The 22,835-nt window shown below is 65.4% G+C and carries 25 protein-coding genes and 1 pseudogene; 14 read left to right on the top strand and 12 right to left on the bottom strand.

Annotated features, from left to right (window positions below):
• Window positions 1-103: 103 nt before the first annotated feature.
• Window positions 104-247 (bottom strand): annotated as a pseudogene (locus CupriaWKF_RS29820) (LysR family transcriptional regulator); the annotation flags it as partial.
• Between CupriaWKF_RS29820 and CupriaWKF_RS29815 the strand changes: the two are divergent.
• The 5 genes from CupriaWKF_RS29815 to CupriaWKF_RS29795 all read left to right on the top strand — a co-directional run bounded on the left by CupriaWKF_RS29815 (window position 177) and on the right by CupriaWKF_RS29795 (window position 2,954).
• On the top strand, window positions 177-626 hold the full coding sequence (locus CupriaWKF_RS29815; protein WP_276102009.1) for a LysR substrate-binding domain-containing protein: 450 nt from the start codon (window positions 177-179) through the stop codon (window positions 624-626). The pseudogene CupriaWKF_RS29820 and the gene CupriaWKF_RS29815 sit on opposite strands and share 71 nt — an antisense overlap.
• A 308-nt stretch (window positions 627-934) precedes the next feature.
• Window positions 935-1,258 carry a metalloregulator ArsR/SmtB family transcription factor gene (locus CupriaWKF_RS29810; RefSeq protein ID WP_276102008.1) on the top strand — a complete coding sequence of 108 codons (324 nt, stop codon included), beginning with the start codon at window positions 935-937 and terminating at the stop codon, window positions 1,256-1,258.
• Window positions 1,259-1,271: 13 nt separating this feature from the next.
• Window positions 1,272-1,748 carry an ArsI/CadI family heavy metal resistance metalloenzyme gene (locus CupriaWKF_RS29805; protein ID WP_276102007.1) on the top strand — a complete coding sequence of 159 codons (477 nt, stop codon included), beginning with the start codon at window positions 1,272-1,274 and terminating at the stop codon, window positions 1,746-1,748.
• Window positions 1,749-1,758: 10 nt separating this feature from the next.
• Complete coding sequence (locus CupriaWKF_RS29800; protein WP_276102006.1) at window positions 1,759-2,253, top strand: arsenate reductase ArsC; 495 nt, start codon at window positions 1,759-1,761, stop codon at window positions 2,251-2,253.
• Window positions 2,254-2,258: 5 nt separating this feature from the next.
• On the top strand, window positions 2,259-2,954 hold the full coding sequence (locus CupriaWKF_RS29795; RefSeq protein WP_276103288.1) for an MIP/aquaporin family protein: 696 nt from the start codon (window positions 2,259-2,261) through the stop codon (window positions 2,952-2,954).
• Window positions 2,955-3,273: 319 nt separating this feature from the next.
• Here the strand turns inward: CupriaWKF_RS29795 and hisN are convergent, their stop codons facing one another.
• The gene (gene hisN / locus CupriaWKF_RS29790; RefSeq protein ID WP_276102005.1) at window positions 3,274-4,062 is read right to left on the bottom strand and encodes a histidinol-phosphatase; all 789 of its coding nucleotides are present in this window, start codon (window positions 4,060-4,062) and stop codon (window positions 3,274-3,276) included.
• Between the two features lie 211 nt (window positions 4,063-4,273).
• Between hisN and CupriaWKF_RS29785 the strand changes: the two genes are divergently transcribed.
• The 6 genes from CupriaWKF_RS29785 to CupriaWKF_RS29760 all read left to right on the top strand — a co-directional run bounded on the left by CupriaWKF_RS29785 (window position 4,274) and on the right by CupriaWKF_RS29760 (window position 11,739).
• Window positions 4,274-5,107: a p-hydroxycinnamoyl CoA hydratase/lyase gene (locus CupriaWKF_RS29785; RefSeq protein WP_276102004.1), complete on the top strand. Its 834-nt coding sequence runs from the start codon at window positions 4,274-4,276 to the stop codon at window positions 5,105-5,107.
• An 80-nt stretch (window positions 5,108-5,187) separates the two neighbouring features.
• Entirely contained in the window at window positions 5,188-6,639 is a 1,452-nt protein-coding gene (locus CupriaWKF_RS29780) for an aldehyde dehydrogenase (protein WP_276102003.1), read from the top strand.
• 118 nt (window positions 6,640-6,757) lie between these two features.
• Window positions 6,758-8,614 (top strand): feruloyl-CoA synthase, encoded by a 1,857-nt coding sequence (locus CupriaWKF_RS29775; protein WP_276103286.1) that lies wholly within the window; start codon window positions 6,758-6,760, stop codon window positions 8,612-8,614.
• 55 nt (window positions 8,615-8,669) lie between these two features.
• Window positions 8,670-9,773, top strand: a complete 1,104-nt coding sequence (locus tag CupriaWKF_RS29770; RefSeq protein WP_276102002.1) for a porin — start codon at window positions 8,670-8,672, stop codon at window positions 9,771-9,773.
• An 89-nt stretch (window positions 9,774-9,862) separates the two neighbouring features.
• A complete protein-coding gene (locus CupriaWKF_RS29765; protein WP_276102001.1) occupies window positions 9,863-10,852 on the top strand; it encodes a Bug family tripartite tricarboxylate transporter substrate binding protein in 990 nt (329 codons plus the stop codon).
• Window positions 10,853-10,872: 20 nt separating this feature from the next.
• Complete coding sequence (locus tag CupriaWKF_RS29760) at window positions 10,873-11,739, top strand: amidohydrolase family protein (protein ID WP_276103284.1); 867 nt, start codon at window positions 10,873-10,875, stop codon at window positions 11,737-11,739.
• Between the two features lie 210 nt (window positions 11,740-11,949).
• On the opposite strand, the gene CupriaWKF_RS29755 is transcribed toward CupriaWKF_RS29760, so the two are convergent.
• The 7 genes from CupriaWKF_RS29755 to CupriaWKF_RS29725 all read right to left on the bottom strand — a co-directional run bounded on the left by CupriaWKF_RS29755 (window position 11,950) and on the right by CupriaWKF_RS29725 (window position 18,283).
• Window positions 11,950-13,200, bottom strand: a complete 1,251-nt coding sequence (locus CupriaWKF_RS29755) for an MFS transporter (RefSeq protein WP_276102000.1) — start codon at window positions 13,198-13,200, stop codon at window positions 11,950-11,952.
• Between the two features lie 169 nt (window positions 13,201-13,369).
• Complete coding sequence (locus CupriaWKF_RS29750; protein WP_276103282.1) at window positions 13,370-14,326, bottom strand: PDR/VanB family oxidoreductase; 957 nt, start codon at window positions 14,324-14,326, stop codon at window positions 13,370-13,372.
• On the bottom strand, window positions 14,326-15,402 hold the full coding sequence (locus CupriaWKF_RS29745; RefSeq protein WP_276101999.1) for an aromatic ring-hydroxylating dioxygenase subunit alpha: 1,077 nt from the start codon (window positions 15,400-15,402) through the stop codon (window positions 14,326-14,328). The genes CupriaWKF_RS29750 and CupriaWKF_RS29745 overlap by 1 nt, the downstream gene beginning before the upstream one ends.
• Before the next feature lie 78 nt (window positions 15,403-15,480).
• Window positions 15,481-16,257, bottom strand: coding sequence for a GntR family transcriptional regulator (locus tag CupriaWKF_RS29740; RefSeq protein WP_276101998.1), 777 nt, complete (start codon window positions 16,255-16,257; stop codon window positions 15,481-15,483).
• Window positions 16,258-16,624: 367 nt separating this feature from the next.
• On the bottom strand, window positions 16,625-17,128 hold the full coding sequence (locus tag CupriaWKF_RS29735) for a MarR family transcriptional regulator (protein WP_276101997.1): 504 nt from the start codon (window positions 17,126-17,128) through the stop codon (window positions 16,625-16,627).
• Between the two features lie 225 nt (window positions 17,129-17,353).
• Entirely contained in the window at window positions 17,354-17,779 is a 426-nt protein-coding gene (locus CupriaWKF_RS29730) for a DoxX family protein (RefSeq protein WP_276101996.1), read from the bottom strand.
• Between the two features lie 60 nt (window positions 17,780-17,839).
• A complete protein-coding gene (locus CupriaWKF_RS29725; protein WP_276101995.1) occupies window positions 17,840-18,283 on the bottom strand; it encodes a universal stress protein in 444 nt (147 codons plus the stop codon).
• 467 nt (window positions 18,284-18,750) lie between these two features.
• Here CupriaWKF_RS29725 and CupriaWKF_RS29720 point away from each other — a divergent pair, with 467 nt between their 5' ends.
• On the top strand, window positions 18,751-19,587 hold the full coding sequence (locus tag CupriaWKF_RS29720) for a universal stress protein (protein WP_276101994.1): 837 nt from the start codon (window positions 18,751-18,753) through the stop codon (window positions 19,585-19,587).
• A gap of 10 nt (window positions 19,588-19,597) precedes the next feature.
• Here the strand turns inward: CupriaWKF_RS29720 and CupriaWKF_RS29715 are convergent, their stop codons facing one another.
• From CupriaWKF_RS29715 to CupriaWKF_RS29705, 3 genes are read right to left on the bottom strand one after another with little or no spacing between them, the layout of a single operon-like run.
• Window positions 19,598-20,068, bottom strand: a complete 471-nt coding sequence (locus CupriaWKF_RS29715) for a CBS domain-containing protein (protein ID WP_276101993.1) — start codon at window positions 20,066-20,068, stop codon at window positions 19,598-19,600.
• 54 nt (window positions 20,069-20,122) lie between these two features.
• On the bottom strand, window positions 20,123-20,401 hold the full coding sequence (locus CupriaWKF_RS29710; RefSeq protein ID WP_276101992.1) for a DUF1488 domain-containing protein: 279 nt from the start codon (window positions 20,399-20,401) through the stop codon (window positions 20,123-20,125).
• A gap of 31 nt (window positions 20,402-20,432) precedes the next feature.
• A complete protein-coding gene (locus CupriaWKF_RS29705; RefSeq protein ID WP_276101991.1) occupies window positions 20,433-20,888 on the bottom strand; it encodes a universal stress protein in 456 nt (151 codons plus the stop codon).
• Between the two features lie 227 nt (window positions 20,889-21,115).
• Between CupriaWKF_RS29705 and CupriaWKF_RS29700 the strand changes: the two genes are divergently transcribed.
• The gene (locus CupriaWKF_RS29700) at window positions 21,116-21,955 is read left to right on the top strand and encodes a universal stress protein (protein ID WP_276101990.1); all 840 of its coding nucleotides are present in this window, start codon (window positions 21,116-21,118) and stop codon (window positions 21,953-21,955) included.
• Between the two features lie 38 nt (window positions 21,956-21,993).
• Entirely contained in the window at window positions 21,994-22,824 is an 831-nt protein-coding gene (locus CupriaWKF_RS29695) for a universal stress protein (RefSeq protein ID WP_276101989.1), read from the top strand.
• The last annotated feature ends 11 nt before the right edge of the window (window positions 22,825-22,835 follow it).

The following is a 22,835-nucleotide window of genomic DNA, read 5'->3' as shown; positions in this document are numbered from 1 at the left end:
TGCATCGTTAATGCTTCGCGTAGCCAAGGGCGTTTGCTTTTGCGCTGCGGCTTTGCGGTCATTGGACACATCCTGCCGGAATGACTCAAACTGGCCGGCCTCGGCCGAGCGCAAAGCGCGGCTTGGCAGGATGTGCGGCGCGGCGGGCCGCTTCCACCGCGGCGTCGACCTGTGCCATGGCCAGTCGCGCGTGGTCGATAAATGCCCGGCCTGCGTCCGTCAACGCCACGCCTTGTGGGCTGCCGCTGATTCCCGCCGGGCACCGGCTCAGTACGCGAAGCTCGGTCCGCCCAAGTGAACTGGCGGGGGAAGATCTGATCGGATACGGACCGGACGTGCCCTTCGGCCTGCTGGTGCATGAGGTCTTTGACCGCGAAGGTGGCCAGCCTGACATGCGGGTGCAGGTGGAACAAGCCCACGTGGCCAGGGCGCTGGCCCAAGCGGGCGCTGGCATTGCGCTGGTCGATGCCATGACCGTGTTCGGCCAGGACTGGCCCGATGTGGTGGCGGTGCCGGTGCGCACCAAGGTCAATGCCTCGGTGCAGATCTTCCACGTGCAGACCGAGCCGCTGTCCCGCTTGGCGCTGGCCTTCGTGGATACGCTGACGGCCATCGTGAAGCGCTAGGCGCTGGCGCGAACAGAGGTTGGCCGTAGTGTGGACGGATGTGCTCTATCCGTGGCATTGCATGGCGCCCAGATCATGCTCGGCAGGTGATGACTTAAAGCGGCCGTCGGAGCTGGCATTGATGAATGCCGAAACTGGCTGCGGCCGGGTCGTCGCCGCGAAACCGCGAGGGTCTAAGGCCGACCCGCTGCCGTCGTCCGCCCCAGCACGGCTGCGGCGTCAACTTCCGAAGAACAGCGGTCACTGAGCGCTTCCCTGGCAATGAGGCGGCCTGGTTGTTCGTTTGATATTTTGGTAGTATTGGAAATATGGAAGAACAAGACGTCATCCGCTCCCTTGCCGCCCTTGCTCACAGCCTTCGCCTCCAGGTTTTCCGGATGCTGGTGGTTGCTGGCCAGGATGGACTAACACCCAGCGCCATGGGCGAAGTGCTCGATGTACCGGGCGCAACGCTGTCGTTCCACCTCAAAGAACTGATGAACGCGAAGCTGGTAACGCAGGAGCGTGACGGGCGCAATCTGATCTACCGGGCCGCGTTCGACCACATGGACGGAGTGCTGGGCTTTTTGACCGAGAACTGTTGCCAAGGCGAGGCTTGTCTCAGCCCCAGCGCCACCAACTGCAAATGCTGATGGAGATTCCCTGATGAAGCGCTTTCACGTACATGTTCACGTTGACGATCTCGGCAAGAGCATCGCCTTCTATTCGAAGCTATTCGCGGCCGAGCCCACGCGCGTTGAGGGCGATTACGCCAAGTGGATGCTGGACGATCCTCGCATCAATTTCGCAATCTCCACGCGCGGCGGCAAGGTAGGCGTGGACCACCTTGGCGTCCAAGTAGACGATGCCAGCGAGCTGGCCGAACTGAAGGAGCGTGCTGAGGCTGCGGACATGTCGCTGCTCGATCAGGGCGAAACCGCCTGTTGCTACGCCCGAAGCGAGAAGCACTGGATCACTGATCCGCAAGGCATCGCCTGGGAGCATTTCCACACGCTCGGCAATATCCCGGTGTTTGGCGAGAGTAGGTCGGCTGTGGAAACGGGCGAAGGACCGGCGTGCTGCGCGCCTCGCGGCAAGCCGCTCGGCATTGCCGTGAAGTCTTCCGATTCCCCTTGTTGCTAGGTGCGTTCGAGTGACCGCTAATGTCCTGATCCTCTGCACCCACAACTCCGCGCGCAGCGTACTGAGCGAGGGCATGCTGAACCATTGGGCGCAAAAGCTTGGCAAGGATGTGCGAGCCTTCAGTGCCGGGAGCGCCCCGAGTGGCCGCGTCAATCCGTTCGCGCTGGAAGCGCTCACCAATGCGGGAATCGACACCACGGGCTATCGCAGCAAAAGCTGGGATGAGTTCGTGGCCGATGGCGCGCCGCAGATGCGTATCGTCATAACCGTATGCGACAGCGCGGCTGCCGAGCGATGTCCCTATTGGCCGGGCAGTCCCGTCAAGGTGCATTGGGGCTACGTTGACCCGTCCAATGCACCAGAAGGGGACGAAGGCAAGCGCCAAGCCTTCGAACTTACGCGGCAGGCCATCGGCTACCGCATGCTGCAATTGCTGATGCTGCCACTCGACACTCTGAGCAATGCTGAGTTGCAACAGCACCTCGACCGTATCTCGCAAAGCTGAACATGGTGACTGACCTTCGGACCCGGCTTCTCGCAGAAGGACTGGGAACAGCGTCGCTGCTTGCCATCGTCATAGGCTCCGGCATCATGGGCGAGAGGTTGGCGGGCGGGAACGTCGCGGTGGCGCTGCTGGCCAACACCGCAGCGACTGTAGGCGGCTTGTACGTTCTGATTGAAGTCTTCGGGCCGCTGAGTGGCGCGCATTTCAATCCTGCGGTCAGCTTGGCGATGGCGTTGCGGGGCGAACTACCGGGCGCGGCGCTGGCCCCGTACATCGCGGTACAGTTGGCAGGCGCAGTGCTGGGCGCCTGGCTGACGCACGCCATGTTCGACTTGCCGCTACTCCAGTTCTCTGCGAAGGTGCGCAGCGGCTCGGGGCAGTGGATTGCCGAGACTGTAGCCACCGGGGGACTGCTACTGGTGATTCTGCGAACGCCGAGCGGGCGGGCATCTGCCACAGTCGCCGCTTACATCGGCGCGGCGTACTGGTTCACTGCGTCCACATCGTTTGCCAATCCTGCGGCAGCGTTCGGGCGAATGTTCAGCAATAGCTTTGCCGGCATCGCGCCGAGTAGCGTGCCTGGATTCATCATTTCCCAGCTTGTCGGGGCAATGATCGGACTGGCGCTGAATCGCGCGCTTGAACAGCGCGCGACACGATTCGATCGGCCAACTTCAACCGAGCCTTCAGGGAAGCACTAGATGGTGTGATACGCAGGCACCGCGCAGAGGAGATACCGCCTCTCAACGGCAGTTACACTTTCCGCACGCCTACTTGATCGACGCGAACATGAGGCTTAGTCCTGTCGGCCGATGACGCGGCGCCGTGTCTCGGCGATCGAACGACCGCTTGCTGAGTGGAACTGCCATGTGAATGTCTCGATGACGCGTCGGACGAGGGGCCCTTCATGGCCGGGAACGGCCCTCCGTGCTTCGATATATTGTTTCCCGGCTGTGTCGGCCCTCCACCTGTGCGGCGGTAGGCAAGCAATTCAGCTGACGGGTATCCGAGCAATGGTTTTCATCGGCGTCTGAGCGCTGCCATCGCCTGACGGTGCAGCGCCGGTGTCGCTGCCGCCAGCAACCGGCCTGAAAAATCCTTGTCGATAGGCCGCCCGTTCCAGTCCGTCACGATGCCGCCCGCGTTCTCGATGACCGGCACCAGCGCCACGACGTCGTAGATCTCGAGGTTGGCTTCCACGACCAAGTCGCAAAGCCCGGAGGCGAGCAGCCCATAGGCATAGCAATCGGTGCCAAATCTGCGCATCCCGACTTCGCGACTGAGGGCGGAGAAGGCGTCCGCATCCTGGCCGTCGAACATGTCTGGCGAGGTGGCAAAGAGCCGCGCGTCCTTCAGCGATGTGCATGCGTTCACGCGCGCCGGTGTTTCGTTGAAGGTGGTCCGTCCGGCATACCCGACCCAGCGTTCGCGCAGCGCCGGCATTTCGATCAAGCCAAGCACCGGCTTGCCGTCTTCAAGCAGGGCAATGAGGCAGCCGAACAGTGGTACGCCGCAGATAAAGCTCTTCGTGCCGTCGATGGGGTCGATGACCCAGCCGAGCCCGGCGCCGATGGAGCCGCCGGATTCTTCGCCGAAAAAGGCATGGTGCGGGTACCGGTTGGCAATCAGCGACCGGAGTTCCGACTCGATTTCCCGGTCGGCCCGGGTGACGGGACTCGCGTCCGTTTTGATTGCGATCTCCACGTCGGACCGGAAGTAATGCATGGCTCTGGCGCGGGCGACGTCGGCCAACTTGCTGGCAAACGCGGACAGGGGCCGGAGTTCGGCAGCGTCCACTTGAGGCTCCATAAGGCAATGCTATGCATATCAGCATATCTCACTGATTGTCCGATGATGGGCCGCGCAATTCCCGGAGCAGCGATTTTTTCCGCGGACCACTCGCCGAGGCCAGAGTCGCATCCGGGTTTACACGCAGCAAGGATATTCTCCTTGATGTATCAGGTAGCTTGATATTACACTGAGGTTCATGACGGAGCCGGACTACCAAGGAGAGACAGAGATGGCTGATTACGAAGGGCGCTGGAAGGCTGTGAAGGTCAGTGTGGAAGCGGGCATTGCCTGGGTCACATTCAACCGGCCCGAGAAGCGCAACGCGATGAACCCCACGCTGAACGCCGAGATGGTGCAGGTGCTGGAAGAACTGGAGCTGGATGCGGACGCCAAGGTGCTGGTGCTGACCGGCGCCGGTGACGCCTGGACGGCGGGCATGGATCTGAAGGAATACTTCCGTGAAGTGGATGCCGGCCCCGAGATCCTGCAGGAGAAGATCCGCCGCGATGCCTCGCAGTGGCAATGGCGGCTCCTGCGCATGTACAGCAAGCCGACCATCGCGATGGTCAACGGCTGGTGCTTTGGCGGCGGTTTCTCGCCGCTGGTGGCCTGCGACCTGGCGATCGCCGCCGACGAGGCCACCTTCGGCCTGTCGGAGATCAACTGGGGCATTCCGCCCGGAAACCTGGTCAGCAAGGCGATGGCCGATACGGTCGGTCACCGCAAGGCGCTGCACTACATCATGACGGGCGACACCTTCACCGGCAGCGAGGCCGCGGCGATGGGCCTGGTCAACGAAAGCGTGCCGCGTGCCCAGCTGCGCGAGCACACGATCGCGCTGGCCGGGAAGCTGCTCGAGAAGAACCCGGTGGTGCTGCGCGCGGCCAAGATCGGCTTCAAGCGCAGCCGCGAGCTGACGTGGGAGCAGAACGAGGACTACCTGTACGCGAAGCTCGACCAGGCGCAGCTGCGCGATCCCGAACACGGGCGCGAGCAGGGCCTGAAGCAATTCCTCGACGACAAGTCGATCAAGCCCGGCCTGCAGGCCTACAAGCGCGCCTGAGCGGCGGCGCGGCCTACCACCCCGCCTACCACCCCAATCGAGCCGGCGGCCTCAAGAGCCGCCGCCAGGAGACAATGCTGATGAACGAACTGACCATGCTGATTGGCGGGCAGGACCGGCACGCCGCCGATGGCGCCACTTTCGAGCGCCGCAATCCGCTGACCGAAGCCGTGGTGTCGCGCGCGCCGGCGGCCACGCCGGCGGATGCGGACGCCGCCGTCGAAGCGGCCGCGGCCGCCTTCCCGGCCTGGGCGGCGCTGCTGCCCGGCGAGCGCCGCCGCCGGCTGCTGAAGGCCGCCGACCTGATGGACCAGCGTACGGAAGACTTCATCCGCATCGGCGTGGCCGAGACCGGCGCGATGCCGAACTGGTACGGCTTCAACGTGATGCTCGCGGCCAATATGCTGCGCGAGGCGGCCGCGATGACGACGCGGATCGACGGCAGCGTGATTCCGTCGGACGTGCCGGGCAATCTCGCCATGGCCGTACGCCAGCCATGCGGCGTGGTGCTCGGCATCGCGCCGTGGAACGCGCCGGTGATCCTCGGCACGCGCGCGCTGGCGATGCCGCTCGCGTGCGGCAACACGGTGGTGCTCAAGGCGTCCGAGGCGTGCCCCGGCGTGCATCGCCTGATCGGCACGGTGCTGCAGGAGGCGGGGCTCGGTGATGGCGTGGTCAACGTGGTCACGAACGCGCCCGAGGATGCGGCGCAGGTGGTCGAGCGGCTGATCGCGCATCCGGCGGTGCGCCGCGTCAACTTCACCGGCTCCACGCACGTGGGCCGCATCATCGCGCAGCACGCGGCCCGGCACCTGAAGCCGGCGCTGCTGGAGCTCGGCGGCAAGGCGCCGCTGCTGGTGCTCGACGATGCGGACCTCGATGCGGCAGTCGATGCCGTGGCCTTCGGCGCCTTCTTCAACCAGGGCCAGATCTGCATGTCGACCGAGCGCGTGATCGCGGACCGCAAGATCGCGGACCGCTTCGTCGAGAAGCTGTCCTCGAAGGCGAAGACGCTGCGGGCCGGCGACCCCGCCGATCCGTCCAGCGTGCTCGGCGCGCTGATCAGCAAGGACGCAGCGCAGCGCATCGCCGCGTTGGTCGAGGATGCGCGCGCGCAGGGCGCGATCCTGCCCGTGGGCCTGCACGCCGACGGCGCGATCCTGCAGCCGGTCATCGTCGACGGCATCGCGCCGGGCATGAGGCTCTACCGCGAGGAATCGTTCGGTCCGGTGGTGACAGTGGCGCGCGTGGACGGCGACGACGAGGCGGTGCGCATGGCCAACGACAGCGAGTATGGCCTTTCCGCGTCGGTATTCAGCCGCGACGTGTCGCGCGCATTGTCGGTGGCCCAACGGATCGAATCGGGCATCTGCCATATCAACGGCCCCACCGTGCATGACGAGGCGCAGATGCCGTTTGGCGGCGTCAAGGCGAGCGGCTATGGACGCTTCGGCGGCCAGGCGGCGGTGGCCGAATTCACCGAGCTGCGCTGGATCACGATCCAGAACACCCCGCGCCACTATCCGGTCTGAACCGGCGCCGATCCGCATACTCCCCGCCGAGAGAGAAGAGGGAGACAACAGAACATTGAGGAGACAGGACGTGACAAACGTCTCGACGCAAGCCGCCCCCGGCCCCGCGGTCGCTGCCGTGTCCTACCGGGACGTCGCCATCGGGCGCACCGAGGCCGAGTTCCATCGCGACGGCGAGATCTGGCGCGTGCTTTCGCGCGAAGCGCTGCAGGACTATCCGCAACGGATGTCCGATTGCCTTGCCACCGGCGCCGCGCGCCACCCCGAGCGCGTGCTCGTGGCGCAGCGCGGCCCCGACGGCAACTGGATCACGATCACCTATAGCGAGATGCTGGCGCGTGCGCGCTCGATCGGGCAGGCGCTGGTGGACCGCTCGCTGTCCGCCGAGCGGCCGCTGGTGATCCTCTCCGGCAATGATCTCGAGCACCTGCAACTGGCGCTCGGCGCGCTCTGGGCCGGCGTGCCGTTCTCGGCCGTGTCACCGCCGTACTCGCTGGTCTCCGGGGACTTCGGCAAGCTGCGGCACGTGTTCGATTTGCTGACGCCGGGCTTGGTCTACGCCGCCGACGGTCGCGCTTTCTCGCGGGCCATCGAGGCCGTGGTGCCCGCCGGCGTGGAAGTCGTGACCCGCGATGGCATCCTGCCCGGCCGTGCCGCGACGTCGTTCGACGCGCTCGCGCAGACGCGTCCCGGCAGCGTTGACGCGGCCCATGCGGCGGTCGGCCCGGACGCGATCGCCAAGTTCCTCTTCACCTCCGGCTCCACGCGGCTACCGAAGGCGGTGACGACCACGCACCGCATGCTGTGCAGCAACCAGCAGATGCTGCGCCAGGCGATGCCGGAGCTCGCCCGCGTGCCGCCGGTGCTGGTCGACTGGCTGCCCTGGAACCATACCTTCGGCGGCAGCCACAACGTCGGCATCGTGCTCTATAACGGCGGCACGCTCTACATCGATGGCGGCAGGCCCGTGCCGGGCGGCTTCGATGAAACGCTGCGCAACCTGCGCGAGATCGCGCCCACGATCTACTTCAACGTGCCCAAGGGTTGGGAGGAGCTCAGTAGGGCGCTGGAACATGATGCACGGCTGCGCGAGACGTTCTTCTCGCGCGTCAATCTCTACTTCTTTGCCGCGGCGGGACTGTCGCAGGAGGCGTGGGACCGGCTCGAGCGCGTCACCGAGGCGCATTGCGGACAGCGCATCCACATCATGTCCGGCCTCGGCATGACGGAGACGGCGCCGTCGAGCATGTTCACGACGGGGCCGGTCGCGCAGTCCGGCTATGTCGGCCTGCCGGCCGCGGGCTGCGAGCTGAAGCTGGTGCCGGTCAACGGCAAGTACGAGGCGCGTTTTCGCGGACCGCATGTGATGCCGGGCTACTGGCGTGCGGCGCCCGATCCCGAGCGGCAGGTGTTCGACGAGGAAGGCTACTACTGCACTGGCGATGCGCTGCGCTTCGTCGATCCCGGACGGCCGGAGCTTGGTTTCCAGTTCGACGGGCGCATTGCCGAGGACTTCAAGCTCAGCACCGGCACGTTCGTGAGCGTCGGGCCGCTGCGTGCGCGAGCGATCAGCGCCGGTGCACCCTACGTGCAGGACGTGGTGATCGCGGGCGCGGACCGCGACGAGATCGGCTTGCTCGTGTTCCCGCAACTGGCGGAATGCCGCCGCCTGGCCGGCCTGCCGGCCAATGCGGGTACGTGGGAGGTGCTGTCGTCCGCGCCGGTGCGCGAGGCCTTTGCGGCGATGCTGCAAACGCTCGACCTCACCGCCACCGGCAGCGCCACGCGGGTCGCGCGGCTGTTGTTGCTCGAAGAGGCGCCGTCGCTCGATCACGGCGAGCTGACCGACAAGGGCTCGATCAACCAGCGCGCGGTGCTCACGCGCCGTGCCGCGCTCGTCGACGCGCTCTACGACGACGCCGGCCGCGACGGCCGGGTGATCCAGGTGCGGGAAGCCACGCCACAGAGCCGGTAAGCACAACAAGAACAACGCCGACAGGGTGGTCGGCCATCACAAGAGGAGACAGCAGATGAAGTTAGGACGGGCAGGGCTTGCGGCACTGGCGGCGGTCCCGGCAATCGCGGGCGCGCAATCGGTGACGCTGTATGGCGTCATCGATACCGGCGTGGAGTACGTCAACAACATCGGCGCCGCGAAGGACAGCGTGGTACGCATGCCGACGCTGACCGGCACGGTGCCGTCGCGCTGGGGCCTGCGCGGCAGCGAGGATCTCGGCGGCGGCCTGAAGAGCGTGTTCGTGCTGGAATCCGGCTTCACGCCGGACGCCGGCGCGTCGGGCCAGGGCGGCCGCCTGTTCGGCAGGCAGGCGATGGTCGGGCTCTCCGGTCCCTGGGGTCAGGTCGGCCTCGGCCGCCAGTACACGATGCTGTTCTGGGCGACGCTGGACGCCGACATCCTCGGTCCGAACATCTATGCCTCCGGCTCGCTCGACAGCTACCTGCCGAACGCGCGCGCCGACAATGCGCTTGCCTACAAGGGCACGTTCAACGGCCTGACGGTGGGCGCCACCTACAGCTTCGGCCGCGACACGGTCAATGCCGGGCCGAGCCCGGCGGGCCAGAACTGTGCCGGCGAGAACGCAGCGGACAAGCGGGCGTGCCGCGAATGGTCGGCAATGCTGCTGTACGAGTTCAAGGGCCTCGGTCCGACGATCGGCCTGTCCGCCGCCTACGACTCGCTGCGCGGCGGCCCCGGTGCGTTCGCCGGCCTCACGCGCAGCAGTTTCACGGACGATCGCCTGTTCCTTGGCGGCTACGCAATCTTCTCGCGGACCAAGGTCGGCCTCGGCTGGATCCGCCGCGACAACGACAGCAGCCCGACGCCGCGCAGCGACATGATCTACGGTGGCATCTCCTACGACGTGACCCCGGCCTTCAACCTCGCCGGGCAGGTCTACTACTACAAGTTCCACAATAGCGAGAACAAGGCGATGCTCTACGCGCTGCGCGGCACCTACGCGTTCTCGAAGCGCACGTCGGTCTACGCGACGGCCGGCTACATCAACAACGACGGGCAGCTGACGCTCTCGGTCAGCGGCGGCGCCCCCGGCTCCAATACGGCCCCGGGCGGCCAGCAGCTCGGCGTGATGACCGGCATCAAGCATATCTTCTGACCGCCGCCTGCGAGAGGCAGGCAAGGGCGCCACGAGGCGGCAACGAGATACGCCGTGGCGCCCGACACACGACAACGAGGAGACAAGTCATGACAACACGCCGCGATGTTCTTCAGGCGTTGCTGGCCGCTTCCGCGGGCGGCGCGCTCTCGCCGCTGGCCGCGCTCGCCCAGGCGGTCCCGCAGGCCAAGGTGCTCTATGGTTTTCCGGCTGGCAGCGTGGGCGACCAGGTGGCCCGGCGCGTCGGCGAGAAGTTCGCCAACACGGCGTTCTCGCGCAGCGGCGCGGTGGTGGACAACCGCCCCGGCGCGGGCGGGCGTATCGCGCTGGAACTGCTGAAGGCCTCGCCCGCCGATGGCAGCGTGCTGGCGCTCTCGCAGGCATCGGCGCTGTCGACCTATCCGCACGTCTATACGAAGCTCAGCTATTCGCCGGCGGACTTCGCGCCGATCTCCACGGCCGCCTACATGACGTTCGCCCTCGCCGTCGGACCGGCGGTGCCGGCCAGTGTGCGCACGGTGAAGGACTATATCGCGTGGGCGAAGGCCAACCCGAAGGAGGCCAACTACGGCTCGCCGGGCGCGGGATCGACGCCGCATTTCGTCGGCGCGCTGTTCGGCCTCAACGTGGGTCTCGACCTGCGCCACGTGCCGTATCGTGGCTCGCTGCCGGCGGTCAACGACGTGGTGGCCGGGCAGATCGCCTCGAGCTTCACGCTCACCGGCGATTACCTGCCGTTCGTCAAAAGCGGCAAGCTGCGCGTGCTGGCCACTTCCGGCGCCACGCGCGCGCCGTACCTGCCGGACGTGCCGACGTTCGCGGAGCTCGGCTATCCGGAAGTGGTGGCCGACGAGTGGTTCGGCTTCCTGGCGCCGGCCAGGACGCCGCCAGCCGTGCTCGCCGCGGCAGGCACCGCGATCAACAACGCGCTCAGGGATCCGGCGATCGTCGACGGCTTCTTCTCGATCGGCCTGGTGGCGAAAGGCTCGTCGCCCGACGACATGAAGCGCGCGATGGACGCCGAATACCGCAAGTGGGGCCTGCTCGTGAAGAAGGTCGGCTTCACGGCTGAATCTTGATGGCGTCCGGGGAGCCCATGATGGATCACCAGAACCTTGTGGCGATTGACTTCCACACCCACGCGGAGGTCAGTTGCTGGAACCCGTTCGATAACTACGGCGAGGAATACGACGCCGCCGCCGACAAATACTTCGGCAACAAGCGCCGGCCGACGATCGAAGAGACCGTCGCCTACTACCGTGAGAGACGGATCGGCCTGATCATGTTCACGGTGGACAGCGAATCGAACCTGGGCCGGCGCCGGATCCCCAACGAGGAGATCGCGGCGACGGCGAAGGCCAACAGCGACATGATGATGGCCTTCGCCAGCATTGACCCGCACAAGGGCAAGTTCGGCGCGCGCGAAGCGCGCAGGCTGATCGAGGAACATGGTGTGAAGGGCTTCAAGTTCCACCCGACCGTGCAGGGCTTTCATCCGAACGACAGGATGGCGTGGCCGATCTATGAGGTCATCAACGGGCACGGCCTGCCCGCGATCTTCCATACGGGACACAGCGGCATTGGCTCAGGCATGCGCTGCGGTGGCGGGCTGCGGCTCGAGTACAGCAATCCAATGCATCTGGACGACGTGGCGATCGCGTTTCCCGACATGCAGATCGTGATGGCCCACCCGAGCTTTCCGTGGCAGGACGAGGCGATCAGCGTGGCGATGCACAAGCCGAATGTGTGGATTGACCTGTCCGGCTGGAGTCCGAAGTATTTTCCGCCGCAACTCGTGCGCTACGCCAACACGCTCCTGAAGGACCGGGTGCTGTTTGGTAGCGATTTTCCGCTGATCACGCCGGGGCGGTGGATGGATGACTTCAAGCAGGCCGGGTTCCGGCCGGAGGTGATGCCGGGCATTCTCAAGGACAACGCCGTGCGGTTGCTGGGTCTCGGTGGGTGATGGGGGGCGAGCGTGTCTGGGGTGGTGGCATGCGGCCAGGCGCTCTTTGCCGGATTGCGGGAGTGGGGGAGGGCTGGGGTTTGGCGTGCTTGCCAGCAAGACGGGGCCTGTCACCACCACAAAACCCCCGTCGGCGACGCCGTCGAAACAGCAGCGCCCGCCAAGCACGACAACCCCATCATTACCCAATCCCACGCGGCCCGCACAGAATCAGTGCGCGCCGACCCGCACCGGTTCACCAACGGCCGCCTTCAACCTCCCCAGCAGCCCGACGCTGGCAATCGCCACCAGCAGCGGGACCGCAAACACGTAATACAGATGCGCCGACGGCCAGCCCGCATCAAGCAGCGCACCCGCCACAAGCGGCGCGAGCACCGCGCCGAAGCGCCCCATGCCAATCGACCACCCCATGCCCGTGGTGCGCGTCTGCGCCGGGTACAGGATCGGCGCGTACGCATAGAGGCCGACCATGCAGCCGAAGATCCCGGCGCCGATCAGGATCGCCAGCACGAAGGCCGCCGACAGCGTGCTTGCGTACAGGCCGAAGCCGATCATCATCAGCGCGGTCAGGATGAAACAGCTCCACAGCAGCGGCCGCAGCCCGATGCGCGCGGCGAGGAACGCGAACGCGGTGCCGCCGACGATGCCGCCAACGTTGAGCAGTACGCCGCCCGTGATGCCCTGCTGCGCTGACATCCCCGCAGCCACCAGCAGCTTCGGCGTCCACGAGAGCACGAAGTAGAACGTGAACATCACGAGGAAGAACGACATCCAGATCATCAGCGTCTGCATCGCCAGGCTGCCTCGGAACAGGCTGCGCACGTCGCCGGCCTCCCGCGCCTGTGTTGCCTCGTGCGCTGGCAACGCGGCGACGGTCGCGCGTCCCATGCGCGCGAGCAAGCGGTTGAGCTTGTCGAGCGCGCCTTCGGGGCGCCGGGTGATCAGGAAGTCGAGCGATTCCGGCAACCGCGCAAGGACCACCGGCACCATCGCGAGCGTGACGAGGCCGCCGAACACGAACACGCTGCGCCAGCCGTAATGCGCGAGCAGCACGCCGGCGATAGCCCCGCCGATCGTCGCGCCAACCGGATAACCGGTCGCCTGCAGCACGATCGCCGTGCTGCGCCACTTGTCGGACGCGTACTCGCCCGTGATCACGTTGATGCTGGCAAGCATCCCGCCGATGCCGAGCCCCGTCGCGGCGCGCAGAGCCGCGAGCTGCGGCACATTCTGCGCGAGCGACGAGCACAGCATGCCGGCCGAGATCGTGCCCAGGCAAATCAGGATCAGCGGCCGGCGGCCGATACGGTCGGCCCACGGCGCGAGGAACAGCGAACCGGCCGCCATGCCGAACAGGCCGGCGGAGAGCAGCACGCCGATCTCCTTGCCGGTCAGGTGCCACTCGGTCGAAATGTGCGATGCCGTGAAGGCCATCGCCAGCACGTCGAAGCCGTCGAGCATGTTGAGTACGATGCAGATGGCGATTGCCATCACCTGGACGGGGCTCATCGTGCCGTGGTTGATGGTTTCCCTGATGTCGGGCTGCATTTGTCTACCTCCATGTATTTGTTGAGTACCGCCACGGACGGGCGGCTTTCGGGGGTACGGCGTACTGCAATACCGCGGGGGGCTACAGGTCCAGCACGAGCATGCCGCTCCTGGCGCGCGAGCAGCATGGCAGGAACTGGTCATTGGCGGCGCGCTCCTCATCGGTGAGGTAGGCGTCGCGATGATCGGGCGTGCCCGACAACACGCGCGTCAGGCACGTGCCGCAGACACCTTGCTCGCACGAGGTCTGGATCTCCACGCCGTGCGCGGCCAGCGCCTGCACCACGGTCTCATCCGCGGCGATGTCGATGACGCGGCCGGTGCTCTGCACTGTCACCTGGAAGGCGCCGCCTGGGGCGGACGGCGTTTCCGGCGCTGCAAAGTACTCGCGGTGCAGGTTGGACTCGGGCCAGCCGGCAGCGCGTGCCGCGTCCAGCACGGCGGCCATGAAGCCGGACGGCCCACAGACGTAGAGATGCGTATTGGCACGCGGGACACGCGGGGCACGCGGCGCGGCGAGGAGCTGCTGCAGGTCCGCGCGCTGCCCGTCGTCGTGGTACAGGAACGTGCGCTCGCGCAAGTCGTCGCCAGCGATCCGTTCCTGGAATGCCGTGCTCGCGGCGCTGCGCGTGCAGTAGTGGAACTCGAAGGATGCGCCGCTGCGCGCGAGGCTCTGCGCCATCGCGAGGATCGGCGTTACGCCGATGCCTCCCGCGAGCAGCACCGAGTGTCCGGCGTCCGCGTGCAAAGGGAAATGATTCTTCGGCGCGCTGATCTCGAGCGTGTTTCCAGGCACGAGCGCATGCATCGCTGCCGAGCCGCCGCGCGACACGGGATCGCGCAGCACGCCAAGCTGGTAGCGGTGCGTCTCGGCCGGGTCGTTGCACAGCGAATACTGGCGTACCAGTCCATCGCCGAGATGCACGTCGACATGCGCGCCGGCGGTGAAGGGCGGCAGCGCATCGCCATCGGCGGCCACCAGCTCGAATACGGCGATGCCGTCGGCGGCGGCCGTCTTGCTTGCAATCCGGACCTGCATCATGCCGCTCCCGCCTGTGCAACCGGTTGCGCGGCCTGCGTATGTTCCTGCATCTGTTCCTGCGCGAGCAGCCGGTCCAGGATGCGGCGCGCCTGCACGCCACCCGCGTCGATGTTCAGCTTCAACAGTTTGCGCTCGGGATTGGCCAGCAGGTTGCGCTGTTGCGCCTCCAGCATCTCCAGGTCCTCGCCAAAGATCTTGCCCTGGCCTTCGCGGATGGTCGCGGTGAGCGCCGCGTCTTCCGGCTTGAAATTGCGCGCCATGCCCCAGAAGTACCAGATCGAGGTCTCGGTCTCTGGCGTGATGAAATCCACGACGATGCTCGAAGCCTTGTGCTCGGGGGGCGCATGGTAGCCACCCTTGCCGGCATGGGCCACGCCGACCTCGATCATCACATGGCTCGGCGGTGTGAAGCGGCAGATCTGCCAGCGGTCGCAGGGCACGTCGCCGGCAAGACCGTTGCCGCGCAACGCGGCGGCCCAGAACGGCGGTGGCAGGATGCCTTCCATATGGCGGCTCGTGATCACTGAGTCGCCCTCCACGCGCGTAGCCGGCGCGGCGTCCTCGATCTCGGCCTGGCCGATGCTCGACGCGTGCACGTAGGTCTCGTGCGTCAGGTCCATCAGGTTGTCGATCATCAGGCGATAGTCGCAGCCGATGTGGTACAGGCCACCACCATGCGCCCACTCGGGGCTCACCGCCCATTCGAGATGCGGGATCAGCGTGTCATCGGCGAGCGCGGCATCGCCGGGCCAGACCCAGACGAAACCGTAGCGCTCCACGGCAGGGTAGTTGCGGATCGATGGAAAGCCGCCCACGCGCTGACCGGTCATTGCCTTGCATTTGCCATCGCGGCCCATCGTCAGGCCGTGATAGCCGCAGACCAGTTGCCCGTCGCGCACGAAACCCAGTGACAGTGGCGCCCCGCGATGCGGACAGAAGTCCTCGAGCGCGGCGACGCTGCCATTTCCATCACGGTACAGCACCATCTTCTCGTTGCAGATCGTGCGGCCGAGCGGCTTGCCTGCGAGTTCATCGGGCGTGCAGGCGACATACCAGGTGTTTTTCAGGAACATGACTTTCCCCTCCCGGCGCGCGAGGCGCCAGGATCCTTTGGTTGACGAAGAGGGTGGTGAAGGGACCCGGGGTGCGGGTCAGGCGGTGCGGCCGGCGCGCCGGATCAGGCTGCCTCCAAGTACCTGTGACATTGCCTGCTGGTTCTGCAATGCGAACTTCAGGTTGCGGTTGGCGATGCGGCTGTGCTCGCGCATCAGCGCCTCGGCACGCGCGCCTTCGCGCTGTTCGATGGCCTCGACCACGGCGCAGTGCTGCGACTGCGCGAGCAGCAGCATCTCGCGCGCGCTTTCGCCGATCGACTGCACCATGACGAAGGCGCTCGCGGAAGCGAACGGCAGGCTCGTGACCTTGTCGATCTGGCGCGCGACGAGCGCGCTGCCGCAGGCCTCGGCCAGCAACTGGTGAAAGCGCGCGTTGAGGTCCACGTACTGCGAGAACTTCACGGCGGTCAGTTCACCGGTCAGCGCGCTGTCGATCTGCGCGATGACGTCGCGCATCGCGTTAAGAAGGCTCGTGCTGACGCCACGCTCGGCGGCGAGGCGCGCGGCCAGGCCCTCCATCGTGCCGCGCAGTTCGATCGCGTCGCTGATTTCGTTCTCGTCGAACGAGCGCACCGCGAAGCCGCCGGACGGGATCGGCTCGACGAGCCCTTCCTCCTGCAGCCGGATCAGCGCCGCGCGGATTGGCGTGCGCGACACGCCAAGGCGCTCAGAAACCCATAGTTCCGAAATGCGTCCACCGGGCGGCAACTCGCCGCCAAGAACCAGCTCGCGCAGGCCGAGCAGGGCGCGGACGGCCTGGGAGGTGCTGGTGCCCGCCTTGCTGTCGCTGAGGTTGTGGTTGTCCGTGTCCATCAGGATGTCTCCGTGGGGCGAGCCGCGCAGGACCAGGCGGCCTTTAATCGCTTTGTTGGATACAAACTGTATTCAGCTTGCCGGAGGATGACAAGGAAAAGATCGAAAAACTAAGGGTAAACGTGGGGAAAATTGCCTGGATTTCAGGGTGTGAAGGGACCTCTGACGTCGAGTTGGATACAACAACGGTTCGCGTGGATCTCGTTGAGGCGCGGGGGTGCTTCAGCAAGCACCCCTCGGGCAAGCCGGAACCAGGCACGCAGACCGCTTCGACATCACGAACAAGAAGCTTGCAAAAAGGGCGTTGGGTCCATGCGCACTCAAGTACGACCACCCCAAGATCGACGGCCAGCGCAATGGTCGTATATCAGCGCAGGTTACGCGCGCACTTTTGCAGCAGTTCGTGCAGCATGACCGCATGCGCGGCGTCGATTCCCTCGAGCATTTCGCGCTCCATCTGTGCAACTGTGTCGTCGCATTGCCGCAGCAAATCACGTGCGCTCTCGGTGAGGCTGAGCAGCACGATGCGCCCGTGCAAAGGGTCCGGCTGGCGCACGATCCAGCCACGCGCTTCCATCGTCTTGACCACCTCATTGGCTGACTGAGGCGAGATGAGTGAGCGCTCGGCCAATTGCGCGTTGGAGGTCGGGCCGCGCGCGTGCAAGACGGAGAGCGCCGTGAACTGCGGTAGGGTCAGCCCGTGCGGGGCCAGCACCTCGCCCAGGCGGCGCTTGACGATTCGGTCGGTACGTCCAATCAGGTAAGGCAACCGACTGGGCAGCGCCGCAGGTGCCTGCGCCGGCGACGGCGCCCCCTCCCTCGTCTTCTCGGGCGTCTGCGCCCGGGATGCCTTCATGGTCTGGCGTCTCATTCTTGTAATCTGTCCTGCCTCGGTGCCGCCCTTCCTCAAGGGGGCCAGTCAAGGCAATCGCGTAGGCGTTTCCAAGCTGTCAATGATATGCGATTTGCAGGTAGGCTGATATCAAATTGACTCAATGGATGAACCATCGGTCATTGAGATAGGAAAAATCACAAGAATTGGCCGCGCACGGGCATCTGGCGCCCGCAGCACGCCCAGCTGCTCCTGAGCCATCGGTCAGGCCGCGGGTCCGTTCCGGTTCCGCGTTGACTCAACCGTGAATACAACCAGCATACCGCCCAGGATCGAGACGTTTTTCAGAATGTGGTTGATCTGGTTGATCACGTCTGCGGAATCGGCGCGCCAGAAGCCATGGAAGATCACCGTCGTGGGCACCAGGAACAGTGCAAGGAGCAGCGCGCCCCACCGCGCATTCCAACCCGAAATGAGGGCGAAGCCGCCACCAATCTCGATCAGGATGGTCAGCACTAACAGCAGATTCGGTAACGGCAGTTCAGCGCTGGCAATCCAGGCGGAGTAGCCCGCAAAGCTGCCCATTTTCAGGAAACCGGAGATCAGGAAGAGCGAGCCAAGAAGGGCCCGGCCGACCGAGTAGAGCCGCGAAGCGGTTGTCGGCGTGATGGAAATGGTGGTCGTGGACATGACCGTACTCCGAAATCGAATGAGCGTCAGCGAAGCCGTCGCCGGGACCGACACAGCCGGCTAGGACGCAGCCTCGGTGTCCTTATGAGCCCTGACAAGCAGGACCGGTACGCTGCAATGGCGTACGAGGCTTTCAGCCACGCTGCCCATCAGCATGCGACGGATCCCGCTGCGGCCGTGTGTTCCGATCACGACGAGCTGGGCGTGGCTGTCTTCCACGATCTTCCGGATCTGGTTGCCGACGTCACCCATCGCCAGGATCTCGTCGATCAGGATCGCGTGGCTGCGCACCTGGCTTGATTCGGCTCTTGCCTGTGCCTGCGCGAGAAGCTTGTGTCCTTCCCTGACCAGCCCGGCCCGCACTTCCGCCAACTCATAGCCGCCGTCAATGACGTGGACAATTTCCAGTTCCGCGTCACAGGCGCGTGCCACGCCGATCGCCTCTTCCAGGCCCCGCTCGCCACACTCACTGCCGTCAATGGCAACCAGAATCTTTGAGTACATGCTCAGTCTCCTACAAGTGGGAAGCCCTGCCTGCTCACGAGCCGCCGTGGTGACGATAGGGTACGGACGCGACACCCGTCCATGAGGCGATCTTGCCGCTTTCGCCCGCCCGCGCAGGGTCAACACCGTCTGCCGGGAATCGCTCTCCCTGACCATGACTGGATCGTAGGAAGCCAAACCGCCCCGGCATTGATGCATGTCAATCCGCGTGCTCAGTCGATGCGGCCTTGCAGGACGATCGTGGCTGGGCGCCCTCTTCGCGTACCCGACTCTGGCTGGTCAGTGCAGTCGTCAGTGAATAACTTGATCCAGCCCAACTCCTGGCGGCGCGTGCGACCTAGTGTAGTTGTGAGGTGCTGCGCGTTAGCCAGCGGGGTCAGAGCGAAAACCAGCCTGCCAGTTCTCCTGGCCAGGCAGCAGTCGGAGCCAGGTCATGGTCAGGCCCGCTCTGGCGTGAAGGAGTGAACATGGGCTACAGCAGCATTCTGGTTCAATTGGACGGCAGCAAGGCTTCCGACCAGCGTCTGGCGCTGGCTTCGCAGTTGGCGCAATCCAATATGTGTCCCCTGATAGGGCTGTTTGCGGGTTTCATCCCCGACCCCGCCTGGTTTTACCTGATGGAGAATGCCAGGCAGTTTGTCGAAGACGACATGCAGCGGCGCCGGCTGGTCAGGGAGCGCGTGCGTCAGGCATTCTGTGAGTCGACACAGCAATTGTCCGCCGGCGCCGAGTGGCGCGCTGCGGAGCACGATACGCTGTCGACAGTGCTGCGTGAATCGCGCGAGGCCGGCCTGATCGTGGCTGGCCAGTACGATGAGAACGGCACCGAGGGGCCCGTCGCGCGACAGATTCTCGAAGCCTTGCTGCTGGAGAGCGGCCGGCCTGTCCTGGTAGTTCCCTGCGCCGGAAGTTTCTCCGCGACAGGCGCCCGCGTGATGATCGCCTGGAACGGCAGCCGCGAAGCCGCGCGAGCCCTGCATGACGCCTTGCCACTTATCGCGGGGGCACAGGCGCGCATTCTGAGCGCGCCGACTGCGGCCAAGGAAATGCGTCCCGATGCCACACCGGTGGGACACGCGGCACGTGTTCTCGAGCAACAAGGCGTGACCGTGGGAGTCGAGCATGGCCCGGGCGGATCCGACCTGACAATCGGTGAACTTCTGCTGTCCAGGGCAGCGGATTTCGATGCGGACCTGATCGTAATGGGGGCGTACGGGCACGGACGCATGCGGGAACTGGTGCTGGGCGGGGTGACGCGGACCTTGCTGGCATCGATGACGGTCCCGGTGCTGTTCTCGCACTGAAAACAGCATCCTAGAAAAGGTAGAGGCGCGGCTGCTCGGTATGGCGCGCGTCGCCAGTCCGCGCGCGCTGGAAGATGCCTGCCACCAGGGCCATATCCGAAACCAGCGCGCAGATGACTTCATCGATGGACAGTACCCCCAATAGCGCGCGGTCTTCGCCTACCACCGCGAGATTCCGGACGCCGTGGGCGAGCATGGTGCGCAGCGCTTCGCCTACATGGGCGTCCCGTTCGATCGAAAGAACACCTTGCGTCATGACCGAGGCCACGGTCTTGTCGCTGAAGCCGTCAGCGTCGGCGAGGCCATGGACAACGATGTCCCGATCCGTCACCAGTCCCCTGACGTACAGCCGGCCCGGCATGCCATCCGTGACGAGCAGTGCGCTGGCACAGTGGTCGCGCATGAGCCTTGCAGCCTCATGAAGGCCGCCGGTCATGGCAATGTGAGTCACGCCGCGTGAACAGATCTCGTCGACTTTCATCTTTCGTTCCCTCCCACGCGCTTCGCCCCTTGTGCGCCTGCGGCATGACGTCGTCTACGCGGCAAACCGGAAGTGCCCGCTATGCAGGACGATGTGACAGGCGCCGGTCATCTCGAACACGCCGCGAGCAACTCCCTCGATCGTCTTGCGATGGTTCAGGAAGGCGGGGATGAGGTCTTCACGGAGATAGGAGCGGGCGCCGAAGTGGTCTTCCAGCGCCTCCGCTGTTATCTCATATGACGCATGACACCCATCTATCTGCGCCGCGCATTGCAGGCTTGGACCTCCGGGGCAATAAGCCGGCTCGGTGTTGAGAAAGACGATCTGACTCATGACAGCACCCTTCGTTCAGGTCATTGACCCGTCAGCGTTCCACTTCGCTTCGGGTCAGAAGGACTGGCAAGCATGTCCTGCGGATAACGCCTTCGGACACGCTTCCCATCACCGTGCGCCGAAAGCCACGCCGCCCATGCGTCCCGAGCACGATCAGGTCGGCCTTCCACTTGTCGGCTTCCGCGGCAATGGTGTCGGCGACCAGTCCGAGAGTGTTCGTGCGCTCGATCAGGTGTGTCACGCCAGGTATCCCGGCGGCCCGGAAGCGGTCCACTGTCCTGGTCAGGGTCGCCTGGCCGTAGGTCATGACCTTCTCCAGTAGGTCTGTCGGATCGCTGTATTTCAAGTCGAGGAAGAGATCGTTGTCATCCACCACGAACAGCGCCTTGACTTCCGCGCCGGTCGCCTTGGCAAGAATGATGGCCTGGTCGACCGCGAGCGAGGCTGACTGGCTGCCATCGACAGCCACGAGGATTCGCTGATACATGCTGAGACCTCTCGAGACAGGGAGCCAGGCTGACAGCGGAGGCACCGGTCGGCATGAATCAAGGCTAGGCTGCGCGGGGAAGACCGGCTTGATGTGTGTCAAACGGGCGCTTGCGTCTGGCAACCGGTGGGCCTTCGCCATGAAGCTTGATGTGTGACAAGTCCAGGCTGGCGCTGGCGTCTAGATTGCAAGGGCGGCTCTGCCATGCCGCTACAAGGAGCTTCTCCATGGACTACGCGACGATCATGGTTCACCTCGACGCCAGCCGCCACATGCACCAGCGTCTGCACCTCGCCGTCCAACTGGCGGTGGAGTATCAGGCAACGCTGATTGGCTTGCTGGCCTTGGGAGAGCCGGAGCCAAGGTCAACCCGTTACCTGATGGACGGTGACCGTTACCTGGCTTCCTACAAGGAGTGGCAACGTCATGCCGGTGAAATGGCTCGCCAGGCATTCCTGGGCGCAACGGACGGGCTTGTCATCCCGACCGAGTGGCGTACGACCGAGTGGGCAACGGCGGCTACCGTACAGGGAGATGCCCACGCGGCGGACCTGATCGTTCTGGGCCAGCGTGATCCGGCGGACAACGAGGCGTTCGACGACCCTCATTTCGTCGAGTCCGTGGTGTTGCAGTGCGGACGGCCGGCCCTGGTCGTGCCCTATGCGGGCGCGTTTCCCAAGGTTGGCAAGACCATCCTGGTTGCCTGGAACGGCAGCCGGGAAGCTGCCCGGGCCATTCACGACGCCTTGCCCTTCCTGCGGCGCGCGGAGTCGGTGGACGTGGTCTCGTGGGGCAAGCCGGACGTCTCATCCGACCTTTGGCTTTCTCCCGCGCGATATGCGGTCGAGTGGCTGAGCCGGCATCGCGTGCAGGCGCAACTCCATGACATCGAGACAGACGTCGGCAACGATACGGGAGAGATGTTGCTGTCCCGGGCTGCGGACCTGGGCTCGGACCTGATCGTCATGGGTGCCTACGGGCATGGACGGGTGCGCGAACTGGTCCTTGGCGGCGTGACGCGTACGATCCTGGCGTCGATGACCGTACCGGTGCTTCTGTCGCATTGACGGAGAACACCAATCCAGTCATCTGAAAAGGACAGGCCATGGAATACAGGACTGTGCTGGTCGCGCTCGGTAGCGATGCGGGCTGTCAGGCGCGCATCCGGATGGCCGCCGAACTCGCGGCGCGTTTTGGCGGACATCTGGTTGGCGTCAGCGCAACCGGCGTCAGTCTGGGCCCGCTTTTCCGCGCTGGTGAGGAGGCCGCAAGCCACGCCGAGCGGGCGCGCCGCAGACGCCTTGCGCACACCGCCGCGTCCGGCGAACTGCTTAGTGAAACAGTCGCCCGGTCGGCGCACGGCACGCCGTTCACGCACCATGTCGTGGAGGATGAACCCGGCTGGGTACTCGCGCAGGAAGGACGCGTTGCCGACATCATCGTTCTGGCAGGCATGCTGCCCCCCGGGGACAGCGAGATGCAGCGGATCGCGGAGCAGGTGCTGCTGAATGCCGGCCGCCCGGTGCTTCTCGTGCCGCCACAACCCGCGCGGCTGCACGGCGGACATGTGGTAATCGCCTGGGATGGCGGCCGTGAAGCGGCACGCGCGGTCGCCGACGCCATGCCGCTGCTGCTGTGTGCCGGCAAGGTGACGATTCTCGCCGTCTGGGATGAGAAGGGAAGCCCGGACGCGAACAGCGAGCCAGTTGCCGGCCTGAGGCACTATCTGAGGCGGCATGGCGTCATTGCCGGGGTCCATACCGAACAAACCGCGGAGCCGGTCGGGACCGTGATCCTCGAAGCATTGCAGACGCTGGACGCCGGGATGCTGGTGGCCGGTGGCTACGGTCACTGGCGTGTCCGCGAGCTGATCATGGGCGGGACGACCCGTAGCCTGATGCGCGCTTGTCCTGTGCCGCTGCTGCTTTCCCATTGAAAGGGGGCGTA

This window comes from Cupriavidus sp. WKF15, assembly GCF_029278605.1.
Classification (GTDB): domain Bacteria; phylum Pseudomonadota; class Gammaproteobacteria; order Burkholderiales; family Burkholderiaceae; genus Cupriavidus.
This window is presented reverse-complemented; position numbering and strand designations above follow the sequence as displayed.